The organism is Hydrogenophaga crassostreae, assembly GCF_001761385.1.
GTDB classification, from domain to species: domain Bacteria; phylum Pseudomonadota; class Gammaproteobacteria; order Burkholderiales; family Burkholderiaceae_C; genus Hydrogenophaga; species Hydrogenophaga crassostreae.
Genome location: NZ_CP017476.1, coordinates 547,501 through 572,816, shown reverse-complemented (window position 1 = coordinate 572,816; position 25,316 = coordinate 547,501). Strand labels below are relative to the sequence as shown.

The following is a 25,316-nucleotide window of genomic DNA, read 5'->3' as shown; positions in this document are numbered from 1 at the left end:
GGCGCGTTCAAGTGGCTTGAACGGTCACGCATAGCGTGAGATAGGGACGAAATGGCGCAATTCAAGATCTATCTCATTTCGAGGCAGTTCTCACTTACTGGGAAATCCAGCCGCCAAGCCAGAGAGCCGCGGAAGGTTCAACTCTGCTGATGATTCCTCGCACCCGAGAGAAGTCAAGGGGCAAAAGACTTTGCGCAGGCACGGTGGGCGCGCTGGGTTTGGCTCAAAACACCGCTGTCCAAAAACTGCGCCCACAGGCTTTTCCACGCGCTCCAATCGTGGCCGCCGGGTGCCACATAGCGGTGCCCAAGCGGCAGCGCCGTGGCAAACATCGCGTTGGCCTGCGCAAAACGGTCGCTCTCGCCATAGCCGACATAGCCCTGAGGCAGATCGTGCGCACCTTTCAGATAGGCCTGCGCAAGCTGCCAGGCGGGCTTGCCCATGGGTTCGGGCTGGCTGGGTTGCCACAGGGCGAGGCCCTGTTGGGCCACATCATTTACCGTTGTCTTGTCGCCCAGAAACGGCGCCATGGCGTAGAAGCCGGTAATGTCTTGCGGGTGGGCCTGGGTGTAAAGCAGACTGCCCAGGCCGCCCAGTGAAATGCCCACCAGCCAGATGCTTTCATAACCTTTGGCACGGGCCGGGGCGATCACCTCGCTATGCAAGCGACTCACGATTTGCCGCTCGTTGTAGTAGCCCACATGCGCGTCGAGCATGGTGATGTCGGCGTCAAGCTGGCGCTCGCGCACGGCTTGCACAAAGCCCTCGTGCACGAAATCGGCCGGCAGGTCATACAAACCCGGCAACATCACGATCAGATGGCGCGCTGGCTCACCGCAAGACTGTTCGTCGCTCACCTGAGATATCGGCCCCTCCACCCTTCGGTAAGGCGCGCAGGCCTGCAGTGCTGACAACAGCAGCACACCCGCCCACGCCATTCGCATCCTCATCAAAACCCCTCATCAAAACCCCTCATCAGCCCCCAAATACCGCCACTGCCCCACCGGCAGATTGCCCAGCATCACATTGCCGATGCGAATGCGCTTGAGGCCCACCACGTGCAGCCCCACCTGCTCGCACATGCGGCGAATCTGGCGTTTTTTGCCTTCGATCAAAACGAAGCGCAGCTGCTCGGGGTTCATCCAGTCGACCTCGGCGGGTTTCAGCGGCTGATCGTCCAGGCTGAGGCCATGGCGCAGCAGGCCCAAGTCGGCTTTGGGGAAGACGGACTGCACATCTTGCGAGATCACGCCCTGGCCCTGCGGGCCATTGGGCGCCCATTGCACGCGCACCAGGTATTCCTTCTCCACGCCGCTGCTGTCGCCAATCAACTGGCGGGCGATGCGGCCGTCTTGCGTGAGCACGAGCAGGCCGATGGAATCGATGTCGAGCCGGCCGCAAGGGGCGAGGCCGCGGGTGTGCTCAGGGGCGAAGCGGCGGTTGCCGGCCGGGTGGCGGTCGTCGCCGCGCCATTGGGTGGGCTCGCCGATCAGGGTGGCGGCGGCTTCGTGGCCATCTTCGGGCTGACCGCTCACATAGCCCATCGGCTTGTTCATGAGAATGGTCACTTGCCCGGCCTGCTCGTGGCGGGCCTGGGGCATGATTTCAATGTTGGCGTCGGGCGGCACGGGCATGCCCATCACGGCGGGTTCGCCGTTGACCAAAACCCAGCCGCGCGCGATCCAGGCATCGGCCTCGCGGCGGGAGCACAGCCCCAGTTCGGCCATGCGTTTGTTCAAGCGGATTTCACCGCGCACATTGCCCACGCGGGCCAGATCAGGACGGTGCGGCTGAAAAGCCGGCGCCGAGGGGCGCGGCGCGGCGGAAGGGCCGCGGGGCCCACGCTGGTCGCCGCTGGATCGGTCATTGCGGTCGTTGCGCTCATCCCGTCCCCAACCACGGTCGCCGCCTGGCGGCGCGGAGCGCGAACGGTCATTGTCGAACCATCCACCGCCACCACCGGGGCCGCTTGGACGGTCGGCATTGAAGCGCGGGCGTTCCGAGCCTGCGCCACGGCCAGCGAGCGCAGCGCCCTGGGGTTTGGAGGGCGGCTTGGGCGCCGAGGCCGACACGGTTTTGGCGCGGGCAGGCCCGGGCGGGCGCACAGGCGCGCGGCGCGGCGCAAATGGATCATTGGATTTGGGCTTGGCCTTGGCAGCACTCGGGTTGAGTTTGAGCGTGCTGGGCCTGGGTTTCTTTTCGTCTTCAGAGGTCATGGGGGGATCATCCCAGAATGCGGGCGTTGGAAGCCCCAAAAACACAGGTTATTGGCAGGTTCTGCGCCAATGAAGCGATGAGCGGGCCGATGAAGGCTCCGCCGAGGCGCGCCCTCACAACTCCCCCGAGCGCAGCGCCTGCAAATCGAGCACGCGTACGCCCCCGTATTCGACACGAATCCAGCCCTTGGCTGCGAGAGTGGTCAGGGCTTCATTGACCCGCTGGCGCGAGAGGCCCACCAGGTAAGCCAGCTCTTGCTGGGTGGTGCGCAGCACGTCTCCCACGTTGGGCGAGAGCAGCGGGTGAAACAGGGCGGCGAGGTTGCGGGCCACGCGCAAATCGGGGTTGTTGATGCGGTCAATTTCGCGAGCGGCGATGAACTGGCCCAGGCGCTCGTTGAGCTGGTTCATCACGAAGCGGTTGAAGCCGATGGAATGGTCGAGCAACCAGTCGAAGGTGGCCACGGGGATGCCGGCAACCAGGCTTTTGCGCAGGGCCTGGATGTTGTAGCGGTACTGCTCGTGTTTCAGCACCGTGCCTTCGCCAAACCAGCCGCCAGGGGCCACCCCGGTGAAGGTGATCACCGGACCCTGGCTGTCGTCGTTGCTCATTTTGAGCAGGCCTTCGATCAGGCCAAACCAGTAGGTCACCGGGCGACCCAGACGGCACACAAAATCGCCCGCCTGCGCCTGGGTGACGATCAGATCGGCCTGCGCGCGTTCGCGCTCCTCGGCGCTCAAGCCACGGAGCCACGGGATCTGATCGAGTTCTTGCGTGGTCAGCGCGCGCGCACGTTTACGCAAGGGGGATGGGCCGTTTGGCGTGAGATGAGGTGGCATGGCTTAGGGAAAGTCCTAGGAGGGCAGACCCCTGAATTGTCGTCCGACCGACAACATGACGTCAAACTTCAGCCTACGATGCAACCCAGAATGATTCGATGGACACCGCAATTGGGCGCAGCCCGGTGCCTTGCCCTCCCTGGAGATAAACATGCAAACGACATTTCCCCGGCTCTTGCTGGACCACGCCAAATCCCGCCCCACAGCGGCGGCCATGCGTGAGAAGGAATACGGCATCTGGCAAACCACCACCTGGGCCGACATGGCCAAGCTGGTCGAGGCAATCGCCTGCGGCCTGCACCAGGCGGGTTTGAAGCGCCATGAACACATGGTGGTGATCGGGGCCAACCGCCCCCGCCTTTACGCCACCATGCTGGCCGCGCAATCACTGGGCGCGATTCCCGTGCCGCTGTACCAGGATGCCGTGGGCGGCGAATGTGTGTTCCCGATCAACAACGCAGACGTGCGCTTCGCCGTGGTGGAAGACCAGGAGCAGGTCGACAAGATGCTGGAGATTCGCGAAGAATGCCCGCAACTCAGCCACATCTACTTTGATGATCCGCGTGGCCTGCGCAAATACGACGAGCCGGGCCTGAGCGCAATGGAGGAGCTGATCGCCTCCGGCAAGGCCTTCGCCAAGATCCACCCCCAGTTGTTCACCGACCAGGTGGCGCAAGCCAGCCCCGACGATGTGGCAGCGATGTTTTTCACCTCGGGCACCACGGGCAAGCCCAAGGGCGTGGTGCACACCCACAACACCCTGATCGACCGCGGCAGCGTGGGCGCCAAGTTCGACAAACTCACCGCCGACGACGAGGTCCTGGCCTACCTGCCACCGGCCTGGATCGGCCAGAACATTTTTTCCTATGCGCAATGGCTGGTGGCTGGTTACGTGGTGAACTGCCCCGAATCGGGCGCCACCGTCACGATCGACCTGAAAGAAGTCGGCCCCACCTACTACTTCGCGCCACCGCGGGTTTTTGAAGGCCTGTTGACCACGGTGATGATCCGCATGGAAGACGCGGGCACCATCAAGCGCAAGATGTTCCATGCCTTCATGGACGTGGCCAAGCGCGTCGGCCCCGACAAAATGGACGGCAAAGCCATCGGCCTGGTGGACTCCATCAAGTACGCGCTGGGCAACTTCTTTGTCTACGGCCCGCTGCGCAACAACCTGGGTTTCAGCCGCGTGCGCGTGGCCTACACGGCGGGTGAGGCCATCGGCCCTGATCTGTTCAGCTTTTACCGTTCCATCGGCATCAACCTGAAGCAGCTCTACGGCTCGACCGAAACCGCTGTGTTCGTCTGCCTGCAACCTGACCACGAAGCGCGCGCTGACACGGTGGGCGTGCCTTGCGAAGGCGTTGAGATCAAGCTGGCGCCGGACGGCGAGATCCTGGTCAAGTCGCCGGGCCTGCTCAAGGAGTACTACAAAAACCCCGAGGCCACGGCCGAGGTCCTGACCGCCGACGGCTGGTACCACACCAGCGACGCGGGCTTCATCGACGCTTCGGGCCACCTGAAGATCATCGACCGGGTGAAAGACGTGGGCCGCATCAAAGGCGGCACGTTTGACAACGCCATGTTCGCGCCCAAGTATGTGGAGAACAAACTCAAGTTTTTCTCCTTCATCAAAGAGGCCGTGGCTTACGGCGATCAGCGCGAAAAGGTGTGCGTGATGATCAACATCGACATGGAAGCAGTGGGCAACTGGGCCGAGCGCCAGAACCTGCCTTACGCCGGCTACACCGATCTGGCGCAAAAGCCCGAGGTGTACGAGCTCATCCGTGAGTCGGTCGAAAAGGTGAACGCCGACCTGAGCCGCGACGAGCTGCTGGCCGGCAGCCAGATCAGCCGCTTTCTGGTGCTGCACAAAGAGCTGGACGCCGATGACGGTGAGTTGACCCGCACCAACAAGGTCCGCCGCGGCTTTATCGGCGAGAAGTACGACGTATTGATCGACGGGCTCTACAGCGGCAAGACCGAGCAATTCATCGAAACCCAGGTGAAGTTTGAAGACGGACGCACCGGCAGCGTGAGCGCCACGCTGAAGATCAGCGACGCCAAAATCTTTGCCCCGGTAAAGGCCGCAGCATGAGCAACGCAGGACCGCTCCAAGTTGCGATAGCCCCCTTGGGGGGCAGCGCAGTCTACGAAGTGACAAGCGTGGGAGTCAAAACACCCAACGCAGGACCGCTCCAAGTTGCGATAGCCCCCTTGGGGGGCAGCGCAGTCTACGAAGTGACAAGCGTGGGAGCCAAAACACCCAACGCAGGACCGCTCCAAGTTGCGATGGCCCCTTTGGGGGGCAACGCAGATCATGAAATGACAAGTGTGGGGGTCAAATGACCAAACAGATCGGCGACGTCATCCTCGACGTCAACAACATCAGCCTGCGCTTCGGCGGCGTCAACGCGCTGACCGACATCTCTTTCAACGTGAAAGAGCACGAAGTGCGCGCCATCATCGGCCCCAACGGTGCCGGCAAGAGCTCGATGCTCAACTGCATCAACGGCGTTTACACGCCGCAGGAAGGCTCCATCACCTTCCGTGGCCAGAAGTTCGACCACATGAGCTCGCGCCAAGTGGCCGAGATGGGCATTGGCCGCACCTTCCAGAACCTGGCGCTGTTCAAGGGCATGAGCGTGATCGACAACATCATGACCGGCCGCAACCTGCACATCAAGAGCAACCTCTTCATGCAGGCACTGCGCATCGGCCCGGCCCAGCGCGAAGAAGAGCAACACCGCGAATACGTGGAGCACATCATCGATTTCCTGGAAATCCAGGCCTTCAGAAAAACGCCTGTGGGCCAGTTGCCCTATGGCTTGCAAAAGCGGGTTGACCTGGGTCGTGCACTGGCCATGGAGCCCAAAGTGATGTTGCTCGACGAGCCCATGGCCGGCATGAACCTGGAAGAGAAACAGGACATGAGCCGTTTCATCCTCGACGTGAACGACGAGTTCGGCACCACCATTGTCTTGATCGAGCACGACATGGGCGTGGTGATGGACATCTCGGACCGCGTGGTGGTGCTCGACTATGGCAAAAAGATCGGTGACGGCACACCCGAAGAAGTGCGAAACAACGAAGAAGTCATCAGCGCGTACCTCGGTACGGGCCACTGAACGGAGACCACATCATGGGTTTTTTCATCGAAGCATTCTTGGGCGGCCTGATGGCCGGCATGCTCTATTCGCTCGTGGCGCTGGGCTTCGTGCTCATCTACAAGGCATCGGGCGTCTTCAACTTCGCGCAGGGCGCGATGGTGTTGTTCGCCGCGCTGGCCATGGCCCGCTTCTCGGAGTGGATTCCCGCCTGGCTGGGTCTGGAGAACAAGTTTCTCGGCAACCTGATCGCGTTCGTACTCGCGGGTGCCGTGATGTTTGTCCTGGCCTGGCTGATCGAGCGGCTGGTCCTGCGCCATCTGGTGAACCAGGAAGGCGTCACCCTGCTGATGGCCACACTGGGTATCACCTACTTCCTCGACGGCCTGGGCCAGACGATCTTCGGCAGCGACATTTACCAGATCGATGTGGGCATGCCCAAAGATCCGTTGTTCCTGTTTGAGAACACCTTTGACGGTGGCGTGCTGGTGAATCTGGAAGACGTTTACGCCGCCTGCATCGCTGCGCTGCTGGTGGCCGTGCTCTCCCTGTTTTTCCAGAAGACCTCCACCGGTCGCGCTTTGCGCGCTGTGGCCGATGACCACCAGGCGGCTCAATCGATCGGCATCCCGCTCAACCGCATCTGGGTCATCGTCTGGTTTGTGGCCGGTCTCACCGCCCTGGTCGCAGGCGTGATCTGGGGCTCCAAGCTGGGGGTGCAGTTTTCGCTGACCACAGTGGCGCTGCGGGCCCTGCCCGTGATCATTCTGGGCGGCCTGACTTCGGTGCCCGGCGCCATCATCGGCGGCTTGATCATCGGTGTGGGCGAGAAGCTCTCCGAGGTGTACCTCGGCCCTTATGTGGGCGGCGGCATCGAGATCTGGTTTGCCTACATGGTGGCGCTGGTGTTCCTGCTGTTCCGGCCACAAGGTTTGTTCGGCGAAAAAATCATCGACCGCGTTTGACCATGAACCACCCCCTGCGCCGCTTCGCGTCTTCCCCCTCTCTCGCCTTTGGCGGGAGGGTGACGCACCCTGTGGCCCGGCCAAGCCGGTTCCACGGTTGCCATGGGCAAGACACCCCTGATGGCACAGTTGATCGCGAAGCTTAAAGAAAGCCACTTATGTTCTACAGAGAAAACGGTCAGTTCAAGACCTCCTACCGCGCCGACCAGCAGATCTTCGCCATCGCGCAAGACCGCTGGGCCATCCTGGCGCTGATCGCCTTCGCGTTCATCGGCGTGCCGTTCCTGGTGGACGAGTACATGTACCGCGCCATCCTGATTCCCTTCCTGATCCTGGCGCTGGCCGCCATCGGGGTGAACATTCTGGTGGGCTACTGCGGGCAGATCTCGCTGGGCTCGGGCGCCTTCATGGCCGTGGGTGCCTACGCGGCCTACAACACCTACATCCGCATCGACGGCATGCCCCTCATCGTGGCGCTGCTCTCTGGTGGATTCTTCGCCACGCTGGTGGGTATGTTCTTTGGCATACCCAGCTTGAGGGTGAAGGGGCTTTACCTGGCGGTGGCCACACTGGCGGCGCAGTTCTTCTGCGATTGGGCTTTCCTGCGCGTGGGCTGGTTCACCAACAACACCTCTTCGGGCTCGGTTTCTGTGTCCAACCTGCAGGTGTTGGGATGGACCATCAACACGCCGGTGGAAAAGTATCTGTTCTGCCTGGGCTTTCTGGTGGTGTTTGCATTGCTGGCGAAGAACCTGGTGCGCTCGGCCATTGGCCGCGAGTGGATGGCGATTCGCGACATGGACGTGGCCGCGGCCGTGATCGGCATTCGCCCGATGTACGCCAAGCTGAGCGCCTTCGCGGTGAGCTCTTTCATCATCGGCGTGGCCGGTGGTCTGTGGGGCTTTGTGCACCTCGGTTCGTGGGAGCCTGCTGCCTTCTCGATTGACCGTTCGTTCCAGCTGCTGTTCATGGTGATCATCGGCGGCATGGGTTCGATCATGGGCAGCTTTTTCGGCGCCGCGTTCATTGTGGTGCTGCCGATTTTTCTCAACCAGGTTTTGCCGGTCATCGGTCACATGCTGGGCATGGAAATTTCCACGGCCTTCGTGTCGCACGCCGAATTCATGATCTTCGGCGCGCTCATCGTCTGGTTCCTGATTGTGGAACCCCACGGTCTGGCCAAGCTGTGGAGCATCGGCAAACAGAAGTTGCGGTTGTGGCCTTTCCCGCACTGAGTTCCGCACGGCAGCGGTTCGCGGCGCCTAGGGGTGAATCCCGATGGGGACATTCCCGATGCGCTCGATCCGCAGACGCGTTGAACTGACAGGCCTTTGATTTTTTGTGTTGGTTTTTTCTAGGAGACAAATGAAATGAAAATGCGTAACCTGGCCCTCTCCGTGGCGGTCGCCACCGCAGGTTTGTCGTCGGCACTGGTGTCCACCACTGCTTTCGCACAAGCCAAAGAACAGTTCTTCCCATCCCTCGTCTACCGCACCGGCGCCTACGCGCCCAACGGTGTGCCATTTGCCAACGGCATGGCCGACTACATGAAGTTGGTGAACGCCCGCGGCGGCATCAACGGCGTGATGACCTTGCTGGAAGAGTGCGAAACCGGCTACGCCACCGACCGTGGCGTGGAATGCTACGAGCGCCTGAAAGGCAAGAATGGTGGCGCCACCGTGTTCCAGCCTCTCTCGACCGGCATCACCTTCGCCCTGACCGAAAAAGCCCCCATCGACAAGATCCCGCTGATCACCGCCGGCTATGGCCGCAGTGAGTCTGCCGACGGCGGCATCTTCAAATGGAATTTCCCACTGGCCGGTACCTACTGGGTTGCCGCCGACACCATCGTCCAGGATATCGGCAAGCAAGTCGGTGGCATGGACAAGCTCAAAGGCAAGAAGATCGCCTTGGTCTACCATGACAGCCCGTTCGGCAAAGAGCCAATCCCGCTGCTGCAAGAGCGCGCCGCCATGCACGGCTTCACGCTGAGCCTGTTGCCTGTGACCCACCCCGGCGTGGAACAAAAAGCCACCTGGCTGCAGATTCGCCGCGACCGTCCCGACTACGTCATCAACTGGGGCTGGGGCGTGATGAACTCCACCTTGCTCAAGGAAGCACAGGCCACGGGTTATCCGCGCGAAAACATCTATGGCGTGTGGTGGGCCGGTGCCGAGCCTGACGTGAAAGACGTGGGCATGGGTGCCAAGGGCTACAAGTCCGTGATGATGCAACACGGTGCCGAACTCAACTCCGACGTGGTCAAGGAAGTGCTCTCCAAAGTGCATGGCAAAGGCCAGGGCACGGGCCCCAAAGAAGAAGTGGGCCAGGTGCTGTACATGCGTGGTCTGACCGCTGCCATGTTCGCTGTGGAAGGTGTTCGCGCTGCACAGGAGCGCTTCGGCAAAGGCAAGGTCGTGACCGGCGAACAGGCTCGCTGGGGCTACGAGAACCTGAACCTGACACAGGCCAAGCTCGATGCACTGGGGTTCAAAGGCGTGATGCGCCCGATCTCCACCAGCTGCAAAGACCACATGGGCGCCTCCTGGGCCCGCATCCACACCTGGGACGGCAGCAAGTTCGTCTGGTCGTCTGACTGGCTGCAGGGCGATGAGCAAATCATCAACCCGATGGTCAAGGCAGCGGCCGACAAGTACGCCGCCGAGAAGAAGCTGACGCGCCGCACGCCGGCCGACTGCCAGTCTTGATCCTCCCCCGCCGCAGCAATTGACCCACCCCTGCCGCGCATCGCGCGGCCCCCTCAAGGGGGCGACACCAACGGGCCGGCAAAGCCGGACCCTCGGTGTCACTGGGAAGGGCAACTGCTCGCGATAGGGTCTCTATAAAACGGCTGGGCCACCAGCCGCCATTCACAAGACCAGCAAGCTGCTGCGTCTTGTGAATGGTCAGCAAGGAAAACGCTATGAGCACCTCTCCCAACATCGTTCTCAATGTCAACGGCATTGAAGTCATTTACAACCACGTGATCCTCGTGCTCAAGGGCGTTTCGCTCCAGGTGCCCGAGCAAAAAATCGTGGCGATTCTGGGCGGCAACGGCGCGGGAAAAACCACGACGCTGCGGGCCATCTCCAACCTGCTCAAAGGCGAGCGCGGCGAGGTCACCAAGGGCAGCATCGAGTTGCGCGGTGAACGCATTGAAAACAGCTCGCCTGCCGACCTGGTCAACAAGGGCGTGGTGCAGGTGATGGAAGGACGGCACTGCTTTGCCCACCTGACCATCGAAGAAAACCTGATGACGGGCTCGTACACCCGAACCGACAAGGCCGAAATCGCGCACAACCTGGAGAAGGTTTACAACTACTTCCCGCGCCTGAAAACACGCCGCACCTCGCAGGCCGCCTACACCTCGGGTGGCGAGCAGCAGATGTGCGCCATCGGCCGCGCCATGATGGCCAACCCCAGCATCGTGTTGCTCGATGAACCGTCCATGGGCCTGGCGCCGCAATTGGTCGAAGAGGTGTTCAACATCGTGCGCGACCTCAACACCAAGGAAAAGGTCACCTTCCTGCTGGCCGAGCAAAACACCAACATGGCGCTGAAGTACGCCGACTACGGCTACATCATGGAAAGTGGCCGCGTGGTGATGGACGGTGCGGCGGCCGACCTGCGCAACAACGAAGACGTGAAAGAGTTTTACCTGGGCATGGGCGGAGGCGAGCGCAAGTCGTTCAAGGATGTGAAGAGCTACAAGCGCAGGAAGCGCTGGTTGGCTTGACCCACCCCCGCGCCGCGCTTTCAGCGCGTCACCCCCTCAACGGGGCGGCGCTGGTGGCCCGGCAGAGCCGGTTCCACGGCGCACTCGGCCAATACCCTTCCGCCCCCACCATTTGTACTGATTGCCATGTCCGATTTTTTCGACGCCCTGGAAACCCGCTCTCCCGCCGAACGTGAAGCGGCCCAGATGGCCGCGCTGTCGGTTCAGGTCGCGCATGCCCAAGCCCACAGCGCCGCTTTCGCCACCATCCTGAAGGGTGTGGATGCGGCCAGCATCAACAGCCGTGAGGCGTTGGCCAAGCTGCCGGTGACGCGCAAGTCGGAACTGCTGGAAATGCAAAAGGCTTCGCGCGCTCAGGGCGGCGATGCATTTGGCGGTTTTTCAGCGCTGGTGCGCGGGCCTGCCATGTCGCGCATTTTTGCCAGCCCCGGCCCGATTTACGAGCCCGAAGGTGCCACCGCCGATTACTGGCGCACAGGGCGCGCGCTGTTCGCCGCGGGCTTTCGCAAAGGCGAGCTGGTGCACAACGCTTTCAGCTACCACATGACGCCTGGGGCGTTCATTCTGGAAAGCGGCGCCCACGCGGTGGGCTGCACGGTGTTTCCCGCCGGCACGGGGCAAACCGAGCAGCAACTCGATGCCATCCGGGATTTGCAGCCCAATGCCTACACAGGAACGCCCAGTTTCCTGCGCATCCTGCTGGAAAAGGCGGCTGAGTCGAAGGTCGATGTCAGTTGCATCAAGAAGGCATCGGTGGGCGGTGAAGCCTGCCCACCCAGCTTGACAAGCTGGTTCAAGGAACACGGCGTGGCCGTCTACCAAACCTACGCCACCGCCGATCTGGGCCTGGTGGCCTATGAAACGGCCTCGCGCGAAGGTCTGGTCCTGGAAGAGGGTGTGATCGTTGAAATCGTTCGCCCCGGCACGGGCGATCCGGTGGCCGAGGGCGAGGTGGGTGAACTGGTGGTGACATCGCTCAACCCGGCCTACCCCTTGATTCGATTCGGCACAGGTGACTTGTCGGCCCTGTTGCCGGGCAACTGCCCCAGCGGTCGCTCGGCACCCCGCATCAAGGGCTGGATGGGTCGCGCCGACCAGACCACCAAGGTCAAGGGCATGTTTGTGCATCCAGGCCAGGTGGCCGATATCGTCAGGCGTTTCCCATCGGTAAACAAAGCCCGGCTGGTGATCAGCGGTGAGATGGCCAATGACCGCATGTGCCTCCAGGTGGAAGCGACCGACGCAGACGCGGGCTTGAGCGAACAACTGGAATCGGCCATGCGCGAAGTGACCAAGCTGCGCGGGCTGGTGGAGATGGTGGGTATCGGCAGCTTGCCCAACGATGGCAAGGTCATAGAAGACGCGCGAAGCTACCAATAGCCCCTGCGCGACAAGCCGAAACCTCAGCTCAGCTGAAAGCGCCCCATGTGGTGGGCCAGTTCCACCGCCGAATGCACGCCCATTTTTTCAAAAATGTTGGCGCGGTGAAACTCCACTGTGCGCGGTGTGATGCCCAGGTGGTCGGCGATATTCTTGTTGTAGTGGCCTTGCAAAAGCTCGTCGAGCACTTCACGCTCGCGCGTACTCAGACTCGACAGCGCCTGGCGCAAGCGCTGCGCCAACTGGGTTTCTTCGCTCGACACAGCTTGCAAAGCCGCCTCGACGCGGTCGACCAGCTCGTTGTCCTGAAACGGCTTTTCCAGAAAATCCCACGCCCCCTTTTTGACGGCGGCCACCGCCATGCCAACATCGCCATGGCCGGTCAAAAACAGCACCGGCCAAGGGCAGGCCAGCTCATGCAAAACTTCAAATGTGGCCAGGCCCGAGATGGGTTCCATACGGATATCCAGCAGCACCACGGCGGGCGACCAGCGGTTGGCCTGCTCTCGCGCGGCCACCAGAAACGCTTCTCCCGAGCCCCAGGCCTGCACCTGGTGCCCGCGTGAATCGAACAACCAGACCAGGGCATCACGAAAGTCGGGGTCGTCATCGACCACATGGATGGCGGGTGCAGATGGGTTCATGGCAGCCTCTTCAACATCGGATCGGCGGCGGTGACGCCGTCATTCTGTGAATCGGTGACCGCAGCGCCACTGGCGTAAAGCGCCACCTTCGGAATCTTCACTGTAAAACAAGCTCCCCCCAGGTCAGCGGCAGGGATCACATCGATGGATCCATGGTGGGCCTCCACCACCGAACGGCAGATCGCCAGGCCCATGCCCATGCCATCGTCTTTGCCGCTGAAAAACGCATTGAACACCTGGTCGCGCTGGTCGGGTGCAACACCCGGCCCACTGTCGCTGACAGAGACTGCGCAATGGGTAGCACCGTCATCCAGAGAGACCTGAACCACAGGCGAGCGCTCACCTTGCTGGGCCCAATGCTCGGCGTTGTGTACCAGATTCAGCACCGCGTGCTCCAGCAACAGGGCATCGGCCTCGATCCACACCGGCCGGCTCGCCAGCCGCAAGCGAATCAACCCGGGGCGCTGGCGCTGAATCGGCTCGACAACCCGGCGCAGGAACGCGTTGGCGTCGATACGCTGGCGGCTCATTTCACGTCGGCGGGCAAACGCGTTGACGCGCTGAATGATGCGTCCGGCTTTGGCCGAAAGCTGTTCCATGCGCGCCACCACCCCCACCAGCTCTTCGTCGCTCAAACGCCCTTGGCGCAGGCGGTTGAGCAGTCCGTTGGCAAAACCACTCAATGCGCCCAGCGGTTGGTTGAGTTCATGGGCCAGTGTCGATGCCACTTCGCCCATGGCGACCAGGCGGCCAGAGGCTTCGAGTTTTTCCTGTTGCCGTGCGGCCGTTCGTTCGGCTCGCTTGCGCTCGCTGATGTCGAGCACCGAACTCATCCAGCCCAGGGGTTCGCCACCAGCGGTGGTCAGAGGTGCTTCGTGCACCAGTGCATCCACCAGCTGGCCATTCCTGTGTTGAAACTGCACTTCGATGCCGGCTTGATCGGTTCCCTGTGAGGTGACATCGTGGTGCAGCAGATCCAGCTCTGCCATTTTGTCCTGCGGCCAATATGGCATGGGGGCACTGCGTCCGATCAGCTCCTCAGGTTCAAACCCGACCATGTGGCAAAAGGCGCGGTTCACATACAGGATGCGGCCCTGCCCGTCCCAGGCACGAAGGCCAATGGTTGCGGCGTTTTCCATGGCCATGCGCAGTGCCACCTGCGCCTTCAACTGCGCCTCAATGCGCTGGCGTTTCACTATGTCGCGGCGCAGGGCATACAGCGCGCCGAGCATGCCCACCAGGCACACCAGGGCTACAAGAAAAAAGGTTCGCGGAACGGTGGGCGAGTCTGAGCGGGTGGTGCGCACCTGCAAAGCCAGGTCGATGCCTGGCAGTTCAAGAAATGCCTGATCGGGTGGCGACGGGTCCCGGCGCGCCTGGGCCAGTTCCGTCTCGGACATCAGGGTCACCTCGTGGCTATCGGTAAACCAAGAGGGCACAAAGGCATTCACCGCATCTTCCAGAGACAGCCGCGCCAGATAGTTCCCCGAGAACACCCCCCGATCAAAGACCGGTACCGCCAACCAGACCCAGTGCCTCGGCTGGCCATCCACCTGAGTCTCCGCCCTGAGTAGCGGCCCTCCATATGCCGGCCTGCGCAGTTCCCGCGCCACATCCTGCATCACGGCCAGCATGTCGGCGTCCACCGGTTGACGCTCCGCGTCGGCTTGCAGCGCCCGGCCTATGACCGACGCATCCAGGGCCGTCCCCGCGGCCAACCAGCCATGTACCAGCACCACACCCGCGTCACGCAAGAGCAAGCCCGCCTGTATGTCACCCGTTTCTGCGTCGGCCAGGCTTGTGGGCTCAGGGCGCGAGGCGTCACGGGTTCGGTGAGCAAGCACCTGCAAATCATCCTCCAGACGGCGGAAGTGAAACCGTGCAGCCTGTTCCAGCCATTGCGAATCGGCGGTTCGACGGCGCTGATCCTCTTCGGCTTCGAAGGTTTGCAGGTACAACACCAAAGCCACCACCGCCACGACCAGCATCATCAGCAACCCCAGCAACCACCAGGTCGCCCGGCGACCACGACCGCCCGACCCGCTGTCCAGACGGGTCAGCAACTCGAAGTCAAAAGGAGGTGCGGTGGGCTTGTGGTTCATGCGCGTACACCCGAGGCCCAAGACCCGATCCGGCAACGAGACGCGACCGCCGCCATTTTCAGGGTGCGTCCCGGGTGCCGTTCCGCCGGTTGCGAAGCCAGGAGGTGCATCGATCTCTGCCAGTGGTCTTGAATGATCTGCAAGGCATCTTGGAGAATTGGGTGAACAGGCTCTAGCATAGCGGCGATGACCGTACTCTCCTCTCGCACCTCCTTCATCAGCATGCGCTGGGGCGGCGCACTGCTGGCGCTCATTCTGTCGTTGGCGGCTCCGGTGTGGGCCGGGCCTTTGAAAATCCGCTTTGCCCACGTGGTGGCGCAAGACACGCCCAAAGGGCTGGCGGTTGAACGCTTCAAAACATTGGTGGAGCAACGAAGCGCCGGGCGCATGGTGGTCGAGGTGTATCCCGGCTCCTCGCTGTATGGCGACCGCGACGAGATGCAGGCCCTGCAGGCGGGCGCGGTCGAAATGCTGGCGCCATCGTTGTCGAAATTCGGCCGGGTGGGATTCCCCGAGTTTGAACTTTTCGACCTGCCTTATTTGTTCGACAGTTTGCAAGACGTGCACCGAATCACCGAAGGCCCGCTGGGCGAGCGTCTGCTCAAAGGCCTGGAGCGCAACGGCATGGTTGGCCTGGGCTTTCTCGACAATGGGTTCAAACACATGAGTGCCAACCGGCCCCTGCTCAGCACCGGCGATTTCCAAGGGTTGCGTATGCGGGTGCAAACCTCTCGTGTGATCGCAGCACAAATGCGCGCGCTGGGAGCGCTTCCGGTCCCGCTGCCCTTCGGGGCCACCCGCCAGGCACTGGCGCGCCGGGTGGTCGACGGAACCGAGAACCCGCTGTCCAACTTCTGGACCCAGGGCATGCACCGCGTGCAATCCGACCTGACGCTCACCGGTCACGCCTACCTGGGATACGCTGTGGTCACCGGGCAGCGCTTCTGGCGCAGTCTGGCTCCAATGGACCAGCGCCTGTTGCAGCAGGCCATGACCGACGCTTTGACCTATGGCAACCAGATCGCCGATGGCCAGAACAACAAGGCGCTGCAAGCCTTGCATCAAGCGGGCACCACCGCCGTTCACGAGCCCTCGGCAGCCCAGCGACAGCTTCTGCGCGACGCCACACAATCCGTACACGATCAGTTGGGCAGTCGCATAGGCATGCACTGGCTGGACGACGCCCATCAGGCCCTCGGCCACTGACGCGGCGGCGGCGCAGCCCATGGCTGACGCGGGTCTTACCACTTCAGGGTTTTCCCTGCTGTTGAACGCCACAGTTGGCATCCTCCTGCGCCAACGGTAAGCTTCAGGGCAGTTCAATTCGGACTCAACCAAGTTTTGGAGACACACCCCATGAAATTGAAATACGCCCTCGCCGCTGCGCTGTTTGCCATCGGTCTGAACACCTACGCTGCCCCCATCGTCATCAAGTACAGCCACGTGGTGGCCGACGTGACGCCCAAGGGTCAAGCTGCGTTGAAGTTCAAGGAACTGGCCGAGAAGAAGCTGGCCGGCAAAGTGGAAGTGCAAGTGTTCCCTAACAGCCAGTTGTTCGGCGACGGCAAAGAAATGGAAGCGCTGTTGCTGGGCGACGTGCAGATCATTGCCCCTTCGCTGGCCAAGTTCGGCAAGTACACCCCCAAGCTGCAGATTTTTGACTTGCCTTTCCTGTTCACCGATCTGGAAGCGGTTGACCGCTTCCAGGCCAGCGCCGAAGGCCAGGCCTTGTTGAATTCGATGAACAAAAAGGGCATCACCGGCCTGGGTTACCTGCACAACGGCATGAAGCAGCTGTCGGCCAACAAATCACTTGCGATGCCCGGTGATGCCAAAGGCCTGAAGTTCCGCATCCAGGCATCTGATGTGCTCGAAGCCCAGTTCAAGGCCGTTGGTGGCAACCCGCAAAAACTGGCTTTCGCTGAGGTGTACCAAGCGCTGCAAACCGGTGTGGTCGACGGTGCAGAGAATCCATGGTCAAACATCTACAGCAAGAAGTTTCACGAAGTGCAGAGCTACATCATGGAGAGCAACCACGGCGTGCTCGACTACATGGTGATCACAAACACCAAATGGTGGGATGGCCTGCCGGCTGACGTGCGCACCGGCCTGAACGAAGCCATGAAAGAATCCATTGCCTTTGGCAACAAGGTCGCCAATGACGAAGATGCCGAATTCCGCAAGAAGGTGATCGCCGACAACAAGGCCAAATTGCTGCCGTTGAATGCTGAGCAGCTGAAAGCCTGGCGCACGGCCATGCAGCCGGTCTGGAAGCAGTTTGAAGGTGAAATCGGCGCCGACCTGATCCAGGCAGCTCAAAAAACCAACAAGTGAGCGACTGCTGACCTTTGTTCCCCCACAGAACCCCGGCTGAGTCCGGGGTTTTTTCAGGATTCATCATGAAATTACTTGACCATCTCGAAGAGTGGATCATGTCGCTCATGCTGCTGGCCATGACCTCTCTGGCCTTCATGCAAGTGGTGCGACGTTACATCTTCAACACCGGTTACTCATGGAACCTGGAGCTCACCACGGTGTGCTTTGCGGTCATGATCTTCGTCGGCATTTCTTATGGCGTTCGCGTCGGATCGCACATCGGCGTCGACGCACTGGTTCGAATCATGCCCGAAGGCATGCGCCGTGCCTCGGCCATCCTGGTGGTGCTGCTGTGCCTGGTTTATGTCGGCTTCGTGATGGTGGGCGCGACAGAATACGTGAGCAAGATGAAAGACGTGGGCATCGAGTTTGATGACATGCCCATCGAACGCTGGCAAGTGCTGATCATCATGCCGATTGGCTACGCGATGGTGGCGTTTCGCTTCCTGCAAATCCTCTGGAACCTGGTGACCGGCAAGACCACCAGCCTGCACCTGGCCGACGAAGCCGCTGATGCCATGAAGCTCAAAGCCGACGAGGAGGCCGCATGAACACGCTCGTTCTTTTTACCTGCCTTTTCCTCTTTCTGGCACTGGGCATGCCGGTGGCCATCGGCCTGGGACTTTCCAGCCTGCTGACCATTTACTTCTTCTCACAGGACTCGCTGGCTTCGATGTCCATCAAGCTGTTCGAGACCAGCGAGCACTACACCCTGCTGGCCATCCCGTTCTTCGTTCTTGCCGGCAACCTGATGTCGACCGGCGGCGTGGCACGGCGCATGGTGACCTTCGCCATCGCGGCGGTGGGCCACATGCGCGGGGGCTTGGCCATTGCGTCGATTCTGGCCTGTATGTTGTTCGCTGCGGTCTCGGGTTCGAGCCCGGCTACGGTGGTGGCCATTGGCTCCATCGTGATCGCTGGTATGGTGAAAAACGGCTACACAAAGGAATTTGCCGCAGGCGTGATTTGCAACGCTGGCACGTTGGGCATTCTGATCCCACCCTCTATCGTCATGGTGGTTTACGCCGCTGTGACCGAGGTTTCCGTGGGTCGCCTGTTCATGGCCGGTGTGGTGCCTGGCATTTTGCTGGGTCTGATGCTGATGTTTGCTGTGTGGTGGCGCGCCGGCAAGCTGCAACTGACGCCTCCTGCCAAAGCGCCGTTGCGCGAGGTCTTGCGATCGTTCCGGGAATCCATGTGGGGCCTGGCTTTGCTGGTCATCATCATGGGCGGCATCTACGGTGGCGTGTTCACACCCACCGAAGCGGCGGCTGTCTCGGCCGTGTATGCGCTGTTTGTCGCCGTCTTCATTTACCGTGACCTGGGATTCAAGGACCTGCCTGAGGTGTTCCTGGAATCATCCAAAACCACCGTGATGCTGATGTTCATCGTGGCCAACGCCCTGCTGTTTGCTCACGTGCTCACCACCGAGCGCATTCCACAAACGATTGCCGAGTCCATTCTGGAAGTTGGCATGTCGCCGTGGATGTTCCTGATCGTGGTCAACGTGCTGTTGCTGGTGGCCGGAGCTTTCATGGAGCCAACCGGCGTCATCCTGATTCTTGCGCCCATCTTGTTCCCGATTGCATCGCAACTGGGCATCGACCCGATTCACCTGGGCGTGATCATGGTGGTGAACATGGAGATCGGCATGGTGACACCGCCGGTGGGTCTGAACCTGTTCGTGACCAGTGGCGTGACCAAGATGAGTTTGATGCAGGTGTCCCGCGCTGCGCTGCCTTGGTTGACTGTGTTGCTGGTGTTCCTGGTGATGGTTACCTACATTCCGGCGATCACGCTGGCTTTGCCCAACGCCATTTTTGGTCCCTGATTGACGCAGGGGCTGATCGCCCAGACAGAAGGCCAGCGGCAAAAGTCGCTGGCTTTTTTTTCGCCTTGTCTGACTCGGACTTGGTATCCTGCGATATGACCGACTGTCAGCTTCTCATTGCCCCGTTGCGGATCGTTGACTCCATCACCGAGTTGTCGGCGGCGGATGCCGGTTGTTTGGCTGTCAGCGGATCTCATGGAGGATTGAGCTCGGCGCGGTACGCCTTAGCCGCCAGGCCCTTGCTCAGCGTTTTTAATGACGCAGGCGTGGGAAAAGACTCGGCAGGCATCGCCGGGCTGGCGTTACTGGAGTCTCAAGGGTTGGCCGCCTGCACGGTTTCTTACGAAAGCGCCTGCATAGGGCAGGCCGAAAGCACCTACGAAGCTGGAGTGATCAGCTTCGCCAACGAGGCTGCACAGGCATTGGGCATTGTGGCAGGGCAGCCTCTGAAACTGATTCGGTCAGCATGAACGCCCGCCGGTGTGTCTAGACACCCCAGACCACATCTACCCTGGCTTGTTCACAGCGCTGCAGCATCTCGACAAATGGCACGATTCTCAGCTTGAGCGTGACGGAGTCAAATTCGGGGGCCACGTCGCCCTTGGCCAACGCCTCCTCTTTCTGGCGCTGTTGATCGGCTGCCTCTTGATCTGCCGCATCCCGCAGCTTTGCCACCGCTGCGGGCATTTCTTCGGGCTGGATGATGCCCGAAGAAAGGTCTTTGTCCAAAATCTCCAGAATTCGGCGGCCGTGTGGCTGGAGCATCACGAGATCGCCCGTCTCTCTGGATTTGAATCGGTACAGCGACATGGCAGTTCCCCCTGTGGTTAAGCACTTCATTCTTGCATGTGCGCGCAGAATTGGATATTCGCTCGCGTGTAAAACACACACTTGCCGAAGTTCATTTCGCGGGTTGGGCAGTTTGAACCCGTTTCTCGATTCCACTCTTGGCCTATTGATCGGATGGGTCCTGCTCTTTTAGAGCTGCCTTCATCCTGTCCGTCTCGACCAGCGCCTCTGTCTCGGTGCGGTAGGTCTTGAGCATGGATGTCGGCGCCAGCAAACCGGCCGCTTTCAGCGAGCGTTCAACCGGCAGTTTGAGTCCAACAAGGTGCAGCGTGATATTTTGCACGGCCAGTTGTCCAAGCAATGTGCCAAATGTCTCGACACCCGTCGCATCTATCTGGTTGATTGGATGCGCAATCAACATCACGTGGCGGGTGTCGGGATGAGCGACCAGGTACTGCGTGACGATGCGCTCGAAGTCGTTGGCCGAGGCGAAATCAAGCTCGGCGTCCATTCGCAAGGCATAGGTAAAGGGCGCCAAGGGCGGCAAATTCCAGAGATTCCGGTCCCTCAGGCTGCCATCCGGATGCAAGCCAACCTCGATGATGCGCGGGTTTAGTCGAAGATAAAGAAAGTGACTCAGGGACATGACGACCCCAGCCAATACCCCCCAGTACAGGCGTGGGGCAGCCAGGAGCGTGATGCCAAAGGTCACCACCGCAATGCCTGCTTCCACGCGGGAAACCCTCCACAGCTTTACAAATTCCGAAGGCGCAAGAAGGCTCTGCACTGCGGCCACGACCACAGCGGCCAACACAGGCATCGGAACAGAATGCAACATCGGCGTAAACAGCAGCGCAAGGGCTACCACCGCGACAGAGAACACCACCGACCATCCGGTGCGGGCACCCGCATAGCGGTTGAGAACAGAGCGTGAAAAAGAAGTACTGGTTGGAAATGCCCCGCTCAACCCCGCTGCCATCTTTGCCAGACCGTGTCCAATCAGGTCTTGCTCACGGTTCCAGCGCTGCCCCTGATCACGGCTGTCAATCCGGGCGCTTGACGCCGTCTCGAGAAAACTCACCAAGGTGATCATGAGGGTCGGCATCAAGAGGCTGGTCAAAGTGGCGGTACCCGGCCAACTGGGCAATGCCAGGGGTGGCAAGCCTGTGGGCAAGTCGCCAATCACCCTGCCCCCACTCGCTTCGAAGCCGGTCCAGACACTCACCATCGCAGCCAGCACGACCAAGACCAGCACCGAGGGGAAGGTTCGACTCCATCGGCGGAACAACGCTAGTGCGAGATAGCTTCCCACACCGAAGGCCAGCGATGGCAGGTGCAAGCTTGGTTCATTCAATGCTGCGGCCCAATCATTGGGTAGTCCAAACAGTGTGAGCACCTGGGAGCCAATGATCAACAGCCCAGCCCCTTGAGTGAATGCCATCAATACCGGCGCATTCACTAGACTCAGCAACCACCCCGAACGAAGAAGCCCTACGCCAACCTGCAAGAGCCCTGACATCAAGGCAAGCCACGCCGCCAACTCAATCCAACGGGCAGTCCCGGGCTCAGCAAGTCCAGACAGCGATGCACTTACCAACAGACAGGAAAGAGCAGTGGGTCCGACAGAAAGGCGCGGCGACGCACTGAATAGAACCGCAATCAACGCCGGCAAGAGGGACGCGTATAGGCCTGCGACCAATGGCATTCCTGCCAACAACGCATAGGCGATACCCTGCGGCACCAGCATCAGACCCACAGTTACGCCTGCAAGCAATTCGCCGCGAAGCAGCGATGGTGTCAAGCGAGGCCACTGCAGAAAAGGAAGATGGCGCTGCCAACCATTTGAAGAGTGCATGAGCCAATGCTACGACATGTGCCATGAACCCCGGACGCCGATAACAACACGGGTTGACTCCTCATCCAAATGGGTACACCCGGGAAACGAACCACGCCGCAGATTGCAATTCCCCGATTTTGAACATGAGACCAAGCTCGGTGAGTGAGGAAGCCAGCGTTAACGCTCGGACGTGTTTCAGGATGACCTCCATGTTCTGCAGCATCCCCAAGGCGGCGTGCGACGCTGGTAGTGGTTTCCCGCCGTTCCTCCAGTGACCGCGATCTCCTGACCATTGAGAACCTCGGGGCCGTGAATGGCGATGAAGCAATCCAGATGGGCCTTCTGCGGCAGTCCTCCGGGTTGTATCTGTCTTCGGGCAATGTCTGATGGGCTGCCCGTGGGTGTTGCGTAACGGCTCCACGTCGCTGTCTGGCGTCCAGCAAAATCACCGATGGTGCATCGCGAACCCGGAACAGTTAGAACGACGCGCGGGCAAGTCGCGCATCTCCTTTGCTGGTTCAGCAGGGCGCGAGCACTTTTGCCATGATCGGGTCAGCAAAGAATGCATGACCCCATCGTGATGCCGGGTTGCCAGGCCTTTCAGAGAGCGAAACATTCCTTGCGCGACGAGCGACGCCATGCCGATATACGTGGTCTTGAACGTGGCACTCCCGTTCAAGCAGCGTTCGTGTCTGTGCGACCTACGCCACGTCAATGACCGCTTACTGGCTGGTCAATTTCATGATGCATGGGTTGCCGAAACCGCACCTCTTACACGGCTCACCGAGTTGGCACCCTGTCCGACCTCATAGAAACTCGCAAGCCTCCGACACTCATTGAATGCTGGGAAAGCCAAGACAGGATGGCCCAGAACGCCAAGACCCCCAAGGTCATAGACCGAGGGGGTGTTGGGGGCTGTAAGAGCCTGACGATGACCTACTTTCACACGGGAATCCGCACTATCATCGGCGCAAAAGCGTTTCACTGTCCTGTTCGGGATGGGAAGGAGTGGTACCACTTTGCTATGGTCGTCAGGCATAACTTGTTGTTCGACTTGTGAATGCACAAGCCAAACGAATTCATAGAGTATCTAATCAGATAATTTTTAATTGCTGCCAACGATACGCAGTTCATTTTGAACTGCTTTCGGCATAACAGACATTTCTAACTTGGATGAATGAACATCAAAGTTATAGGGTCAAGCCTCACGAGCAATTAGTATCAGTTAGCTTAACACATTACTGCGCTTCCACACCTGACCTATCAACGTCCTGGTCTAGAACGACTCTTCAGGGGGCTCAAGGCCCCGGCAGATCTCATCTTAGAACGAGTTTCCCGCTTAGATGCTTTCAGCGGTTATCTCTTCCGCACTTAGCTACTCGGCAATGCCACTGGCGTGACAACCGATACACCAGAGGTGCGTCCACTCCGGTCCTCTCGTACTAGGAGCAGGCTTCTTCAAATCTGCAGCGCCCACGGAAGATAGGGACCAAACTGTCTCACGACGTTTTAAACCCAGCTCACGTACCTCTTTAAATGGCGAACAGCCATACCCTTGGGACCGGCTACAGCCCCAGGATGAGATGAGCCGACATCGAGGTGCCAAACACCGCCGTCGATATGAACTCTTGGGCGGTATCAGCCTGTTATCCCCAGAGTACCTTTTATCCGTTGAGCGATGGCCCTTCCATACAGAACCACCGGATCACTATGTCCTGCTTTCGCATCTGCTCGACTTGTCAGTCTCGCAGTTAAGCACGTTTATGCCATTGCACTATCATCACGATGTCCGACCGTAACTAACGTACCTTCGAACTCCTCCGTTACACTTTGGGAGGAGACCGCCCCAGTCAAACTGCCTACCATGCACTGTCCCCGATCCAGATAATGGACCTAGGTTAGAACCTCAAACACACCAGGGTGGTATTTCAACGTTGGCTCCACAAGATCTAGCGACCCTGCTTCAAAGCCTCCCACCTATCCTACACAGATCTGTTCAAAATTCAATACAAAGCTACAGTAAAGGTTCATGGGGTCTTTCCGTCTTTCCGCGGGGAGATTGCATCATCACAAACATTTCAACTTCGCTGAGTCTCTGGAGGAGACAGTGTGGCCATCGTTACGCCATTCGTGCAGGTCGGAACTTACCCGACAAGGAATTTCGCTACCTTAGGACCGTTATAGTTACGGCCGCCGTTTACTGGGACTTCGATCAAGAGCTTGCACCCCATCAATTAATCTTCCAGCACCGGGCAGGCGTCACACCCTATACGTCCACTTTCGTGTTTGCAGAGTGCTGTGTTTTTAATAAACAGTCGCAGCCACCAATTTTTTGCAACCCTTTCGCGCTCAGATGTTCTCATCACGCTACCGGGGCACACCTTCTTCCGAAGTTACGGTGTCAATTTGCCGAGTTCCTTCTCCAGAGTTCTCTCAAGCGCCTTAGAATACTCATCTCGCGCACCAGTGTCGGTTTGCGGTACGGTCAATTACAAGCTGAAGCTTAGTGGCTTTTCCTGGGACCTCGTTCAGTTACTTCGTGAGCAAGCTCACTCGATCGATAGCCTCGGTATATGACACGCGGATTTGCCTACGTGTCGCCTACATCTATCTAAACCGGCACTTCCAACAGCCGGATAACCTATTAAGATCCGTCCCCACATCGCACTTGTAATCGGTACAGGAATATTGACCTGTTTCCCATCAGTTACGCATCTCTGCCTCACCTTAGGGGCCGACTCACCCTACGCCGATGAACGTTGCGTAGGAAACCTTGCGCTTACGGCGAGGGGGCTTTTCACCCCCTTTAACGCTACTCATGTCAGCATTCGCACTTCTGATACCTCCAGCATCCTTTACAAGACACCTTCACAGGCTTACAGAACGCTCTCCTACCACTTGCAATAAATTGCAAATCCGCAGCTTCGGTAACTGGCTTAGCCCCGTTACATCTTCCGCGCAGGACGACTCGATCAGTGAGCTATTACGCTTTCTTTAAATGATGGCTGCTTCTAAGCCAACATCCTGACTGTTTTAGCCTTCCCACTTCGTTTCCCACTTAGCCAATTTTAGGGACCTTAGCTGGCGGTCTGGGTTGTTTCCCTCTTGAGTCCGGACGTTAGCACCCGGTGCTCTGTCTCCCAAGCTGTACTCGTCGGTATTCGGAGTTTGCCTTGGTTTGGTAAGTCGCCATGACCCCCTAGCCAAAACAGTGCTCTACCCCCGACGGTAATACTTGAGGCACTACCTAAATAGTTTTCGGAGAGAACCAGCTATTTCCAAGTTTGTTTAGCCTTTCACCCCTATCCACAGCTCATCCGCTAATTTTGCAACATTAGTCGGTTCGGACCTCCAGTACCTGTTACAGCACCTTCATCCTGGCCATGGATAGATCACTTGGTTTCGGGTCTACACCCAGCGACTGATTCGCCCTATTCGGACTCGATTTCTCTACGGCTTCCCTATTCGGTTAACCTTGCCACTGAATGTAAGT

18 protein-coding genes, 2 rRNA genes and 1 pseudogene (1 of these 21 running past the window's edge) are annotated in these 25,316 nt (G+C 59.8%); 12 read left to right on the top strand and 9 right to left on the bottom strand.

The genetic code is table 11. From position 1 onward, the window contains the following. Positions 1-173: 173 nt before the first annotated feature. The 3 genes from LPB072_RS02770 to LPB072_RS02760 all read right to left on the bottom strand — a co-directional run bounded on the left by LPB072_RS02770 (position 174) and on the right by LPB072_RS02760 (position 3,056). Entirely contained in the window at positions 174-938 is a 765-nt protein-coding gene (locus tag LPB072_RS02770; protein ID WP_066085197.1) for an alpha/beta hydrolase-fold protein, read from the bottom strand. Positions 939-962: 24 nt separating this feature from the next. Then, positions 963-2,216, bottom strand: coding sequence for a pseudouridine synthase (locus tag LPB072_RS24115; protein WP_082876708.1), 1,254 nt, complete (start codon positions 2,214-2,216; stop codon positions 963-965). A 114-nt stretch (positions 2,217-2,330) separates the two neighbouring features. After that, positions 2,331-3,056 (bottom strand): Crp/Fnr family transcriptional regulator, encoded by a 726-nt coding sequence (locus LPB072_RS02760; RefSeq protein WP_066085194.1) that lies wholly within the window; start codon positions 3,054-3,056, stop codon positions 2,331-2,333. Between the two features lie 151 nt (positions 3,057-3,207). On the opposite strand from LPB072_RS02760, the gene LPB072_RS02755 reads away from it, so the two are divergent. The 7 genes from LPB072_RS02755 (at position 3,208) to LPB072_RS02720 (ending at position 12,244) form a co-directional block, all read left to right on the top strand. Further along, positions 3,208-5,154 (top strand): AMP-dependent synthetase/ligase, encoded by a 1,947-nt coding sequence (locus LPB072_RS02755; RefSeq protein ID WP_066085191.1) that lies wholly within the window; start codon positions 3,208-3,210, stop codon positions 5,152-5,154. 247 nt (positions 5,155-5,401) lie between these two features. Continuing rightward, entirely contained in the window at positions 5,402-6,184 is a 783-nt protein-coding gene (locus LPB072_RS02745; RefSeq protein ID WP_066085185.1) for an ABC transporter ATP-binding protein, read from the top strand. Positions 6,185-6,198: 14 nt separating this feature from the next. Next, positions 6,199-7,128 (top strand): branched-chain amino acid ABC transporter permease, encoded by a 930-nt coding sequence (locus LPB072_RS02740; RefSeq protein WP_066085181.1) that lies wholly within the window; start codon positions 6,199-6,201, stop codon positions 7,126-7,128. Between the two features lie 158 nt (positions 7,129-7,286). Then, positions 7,287-8,363, top strand: a complete 1,077-nt coding sequence (locus tag LPB072_RS02735; protein ID WP_066085177.1) for a branched-chain amino acid ABC transporter permease — start codon at positions 7,287-7,289, stop codon at positions 8,361-8,363. A 135-nt stretch (positions 8,364-8,498) separates the two neighbouring features. Then, on the top strand, positions 8,499-9,836 hold the full coding sequence (locus tag LPB072_RS02730; protein WP_066085175.1) for an ABC transporter substrate-binding protein: 1,338 nt from the start codon (positions 8,499-8,501) through the stop codon (positions 9,834-9,836). A 215-nt stretch (positions 9,837-10,051) separates the two neighbouring features. Then, positions 10,052-10,864 (top strand): ABC transporter ATP-binding protein, encoded by an 813-nt coding sequence (locus tag LPB072_RS02725; protein ID WP_066085251.1) that lies wholly within the window; start codon positions 10,052-10,054, stop codon positions 10,862-10,864. A 126-nt stretch (positions 10,865-10,990) separates the two neighbouring features. Further along, a complete protein-coding gene (locus LPB072_RS02720) occupies positions 10,991-12,244 on the top strand; it encodes a phenylacetate--CoA ligase family protein (RefSeq protein WP_066085174.1) in 1,254 nt (417 codons plus the stop codon). Positions 12,245-12,267: 23 nt separating this feature from the next. Here the strand turns inward: LPB072_RS02720 and LPB072_RS02715 are convergent, their stop codons facing one another. Both LPB072_RS02715 and LPB072_RS02710 read right to left on the bottom strand, forming a co-directional pair. Continuing rightward, positions 12,268-12,888 carry a response regulator transcription factor gene (locus tag LPB072_RS02715; protein WP_066085171.1) on the bottom strand — a complete coding sequence of 207 codons (621 nt, stop codon included), beginning with the start codon at positions 12,886-12,888 and terminating at the stop codon, positions 12,268-12,270. Further along, positions 12,885-14,990 (bottom strand): two-component system sensor histidine kinase NtrB, encoded by a 2,106-nt coding sequence (locus LPB072_RS02710; RefSeq protein ID WP_066085169.1) that lies wholly within the window; start codon positions 14,988-14,990, stop codon positions 12,885-12,887. Before LPB072_RS02710 ends, LPB072_RS02715 begins: the two co-directional genes overlap by 4 nt. Positions 14,991-15,176: 186 nt before the next feature. On the opposite strand from LPB072_RS02710, the gene LPB072_RS02700 reads away from it, so the two are divergent. The 5 genes and pseudogenes from LPB072_RS02700 to LPB072_RS02680 all read left to right on the top strand — a co-directional run bounded on the left by LPB072_RS02700 (position 15,177) and on the right by LPB072_RS02680 (position 19,667). Beyond that, positions 15,177-16,196 (top strand): TRAP transporter substrate-binding protein, encoded by a 1,020-nt coding sequence (locus LPB072_RS02700; RefSeq protein ID WP_197508897.1) that lies wholly within the window; start codon positions 15,177-15,179, stop codon positions 16,194-16,196. 207 nt (positions 16,197-16,403) lie between these two features. Further along, positions 16,404-17,324 (top strand): annotated as a pseudogene (locus tag LPB072_RS02695) (TRAP transporter substrate-binding protein); the annotation flags it as partial. 65 nt (positions 17,325-17,389) lie between these two features. Then, positions 17,390-17,917: a TRAP transporter small permease gene (locus LPB072_RS02690; protein WP_066085159.1), complete on the top strand. Its 528-nt coding sequence runs from the start codon at positions 17,390-17,392 to the stop codon at positions 17,915-17,917. Then, complete coding sequence (locus LPB072_RS02685) at positions 17,914-19,197, top strand: TRAP transporter large permease (protein WP_066085155.1); 1,284 nt, start codon at positions 17,914-17,916, stop codon at positions 19,195-19,197. Before LPB072_RS02690 ends, LPB072_RS02685 begins: the two co-directional genes overlap by 4 nt. 95 nt (positions 19,198-19,292) lie before the next feature. Further along, entirely contained in the window at positions 19,293-19,667 is a 375-nt protein-coding gene (locus LPB072_RS02680) for a hypothetical protein (RefSeq protein ID WP_066085154.1), read from the top strand. 16 nt (positions 19,668-19,683) lie between these two features. Here LPB072_RS02680 and LPB072_RS02675 read toward each other — a convergent pair whose 3' ends face one another. The 4 genes from LPB072_RS02675 to LPB072_RS02660 form a co-directional block, all read right to left on the bottom strand. Further along, positions 19,684-20,007 (bottom strand): DUF1840 domain-containing protein, encoded by a 324-nt coding sequence (locus tag LPB072_RS02675; RefSeq protein WP_066085151.1) that lies wholly within the window; start codon positions 20,005-20,007, stop codon positions 19,684-19,686. Between the two features lie 142 nt (positions 20,008-20,149). Beyond that, positions 20,150-21,841, bottom strand: coding sequence for a SulP family inorganic anion transporter (locus LPB072_RS02670; protein WP_066085149.1), 1,692 nt, complete (start codon positions 21,839-21,841; stop codon positions 20,150-20,152). Positions 21,842-22,746: 905 nt separating this feature from the next. Then, a 5S ribosomal RNA gene (gene rrf / locus LPB072_RS02665) occupies positions 22,747-22,859 on the bottom strand. 158 nt (positions 22,860-23,017) lie between these two features. Further along, positions 23,018-25,316, bottom strand: a 23S ribosomal RNA gene (locus LPB072_RS02660) (it continues 580 nt past the right edge of the window).

Coding starts and splice junctions, on each gene's coding strand:
- LPB072_RS02690 (WP_066085159.1), top strand. CDS start 17,390: ATGAAATTACTTGACCATCTCGAAGAGTGGATCATGTCGCTCATGCTG.
- LPB072_RS02720 (WP_066085174.1), top strand. CDS start 10,991: ATGTCCGATTTTTTCGACGCCCTGGAAACCCGCTCTCCCGCCGAACGT.
- LPB072_RS02680 (WP_066085154.1), top strand. CDS start 19,293: ATGACCGACTGTCAGCTTCTCATTGCCCCGTTGCGGATCGTTGACTCC.
- LPB072_RS02760 (WP_066085194.1), bottom strand. CDS start 3,056: ATGCCACCTCATCTCACGCCAAACGGCCCATCCCCCTTGCGTAAACGT.
- LPB072_RS02675 (WP_066085151.1), bottom strand. CDS start 20,007: ATGTCGCTGTACCGATTCAAATCCAGAGAGACGGGCGATCTCGTGATG.
- LPB072_RS02755 (WP_066085191.1), top strand. CDS start 3,208: ATGCAAACGACATTTCCCCGGCTCTTGCTGGACCACGCCAAATCCCGC.
- LPB072_RS02725 (WP_066085251.1), top strand. CDS start 10,052: ATGAGCACCTCTCCCAACATCGTTCTCAATGTCAACGGCATTGAAGTC.
- LPB072_RS02670 (WP_066085149.1), bottom strand. CDS start 21,841: ATGCACTCTTCAAATGGTTGGCAGCGCCATCTTCCTTTTCTGCAGTGG.
- LPB072_RS02710 (WP_066085169.1), bottom strand. CDS start 14,990: ATGAACCACAAGCCCACCGCACCTCCTTTTGACTTCGAGTTGCTGACC.
- LPB072_RS02715 (WP_066085171.1), bottom strand. CDS start 12,888: ATGAACCCATCTGCACCCGCCATCCATGTGGTCGATGACGACCCCGAC.
- LPB072_RS02700 (WP_197508897.1), top strand. CDS start 15,177: ATGACCGTACTCTCCTCTCGCACCTCCTTCATCAGCATGCGCTGGGGC.
- LPB072_RS24115 (WP_082876708.1), bottom strand. CDS start 2,216: ATGACCTCTGAAGACGAAAAGAAACCCAGGCCCAGCACGCTCAAACTC.
- LPB072_RS02740 (WP_066085181.1), top strand. CDS start 6,199: ATGGGTTTTTTCATCGAAGCATTCTTGGGCGGCCTGATGGCCGGCATG.
- LPB072_RS02745 (WP_066085185.1), top strand. CDS start 5,402: ATGACCAAACAGATCGGCGACGTCATCCTCGACGTCAACAACATCAGC.
- LPB072_RS02770 (WP_066085197.1), bottom strand. CDS start 938: ATGGCGTGGGCGGGTGTGCTGCTGTTGTCAGCACTGCAGGCCTGCGCG.
- LPB072_RS02735 (WP_066085177.1), top strand. CDS start 7,287: ATGTTCTACAGAGAAAACGGTCAGTTCAAGACCTCCTACCGCGCCGAC.
- LPB072_RS02685 (WP_066085155.1), top strand. CDS start 17,914: ATGAACACGCTCGTTCTTTTTACCTGCCTTTTCCTCTTTCTGGCACTG.
- LPB072_RS02730 (WP_066085175.1), top strand. CDS start 8,499: ATGAAAATGCGTAACCTGGCCCTCTCCGTGGCGGTCGCCACCGCAGGT.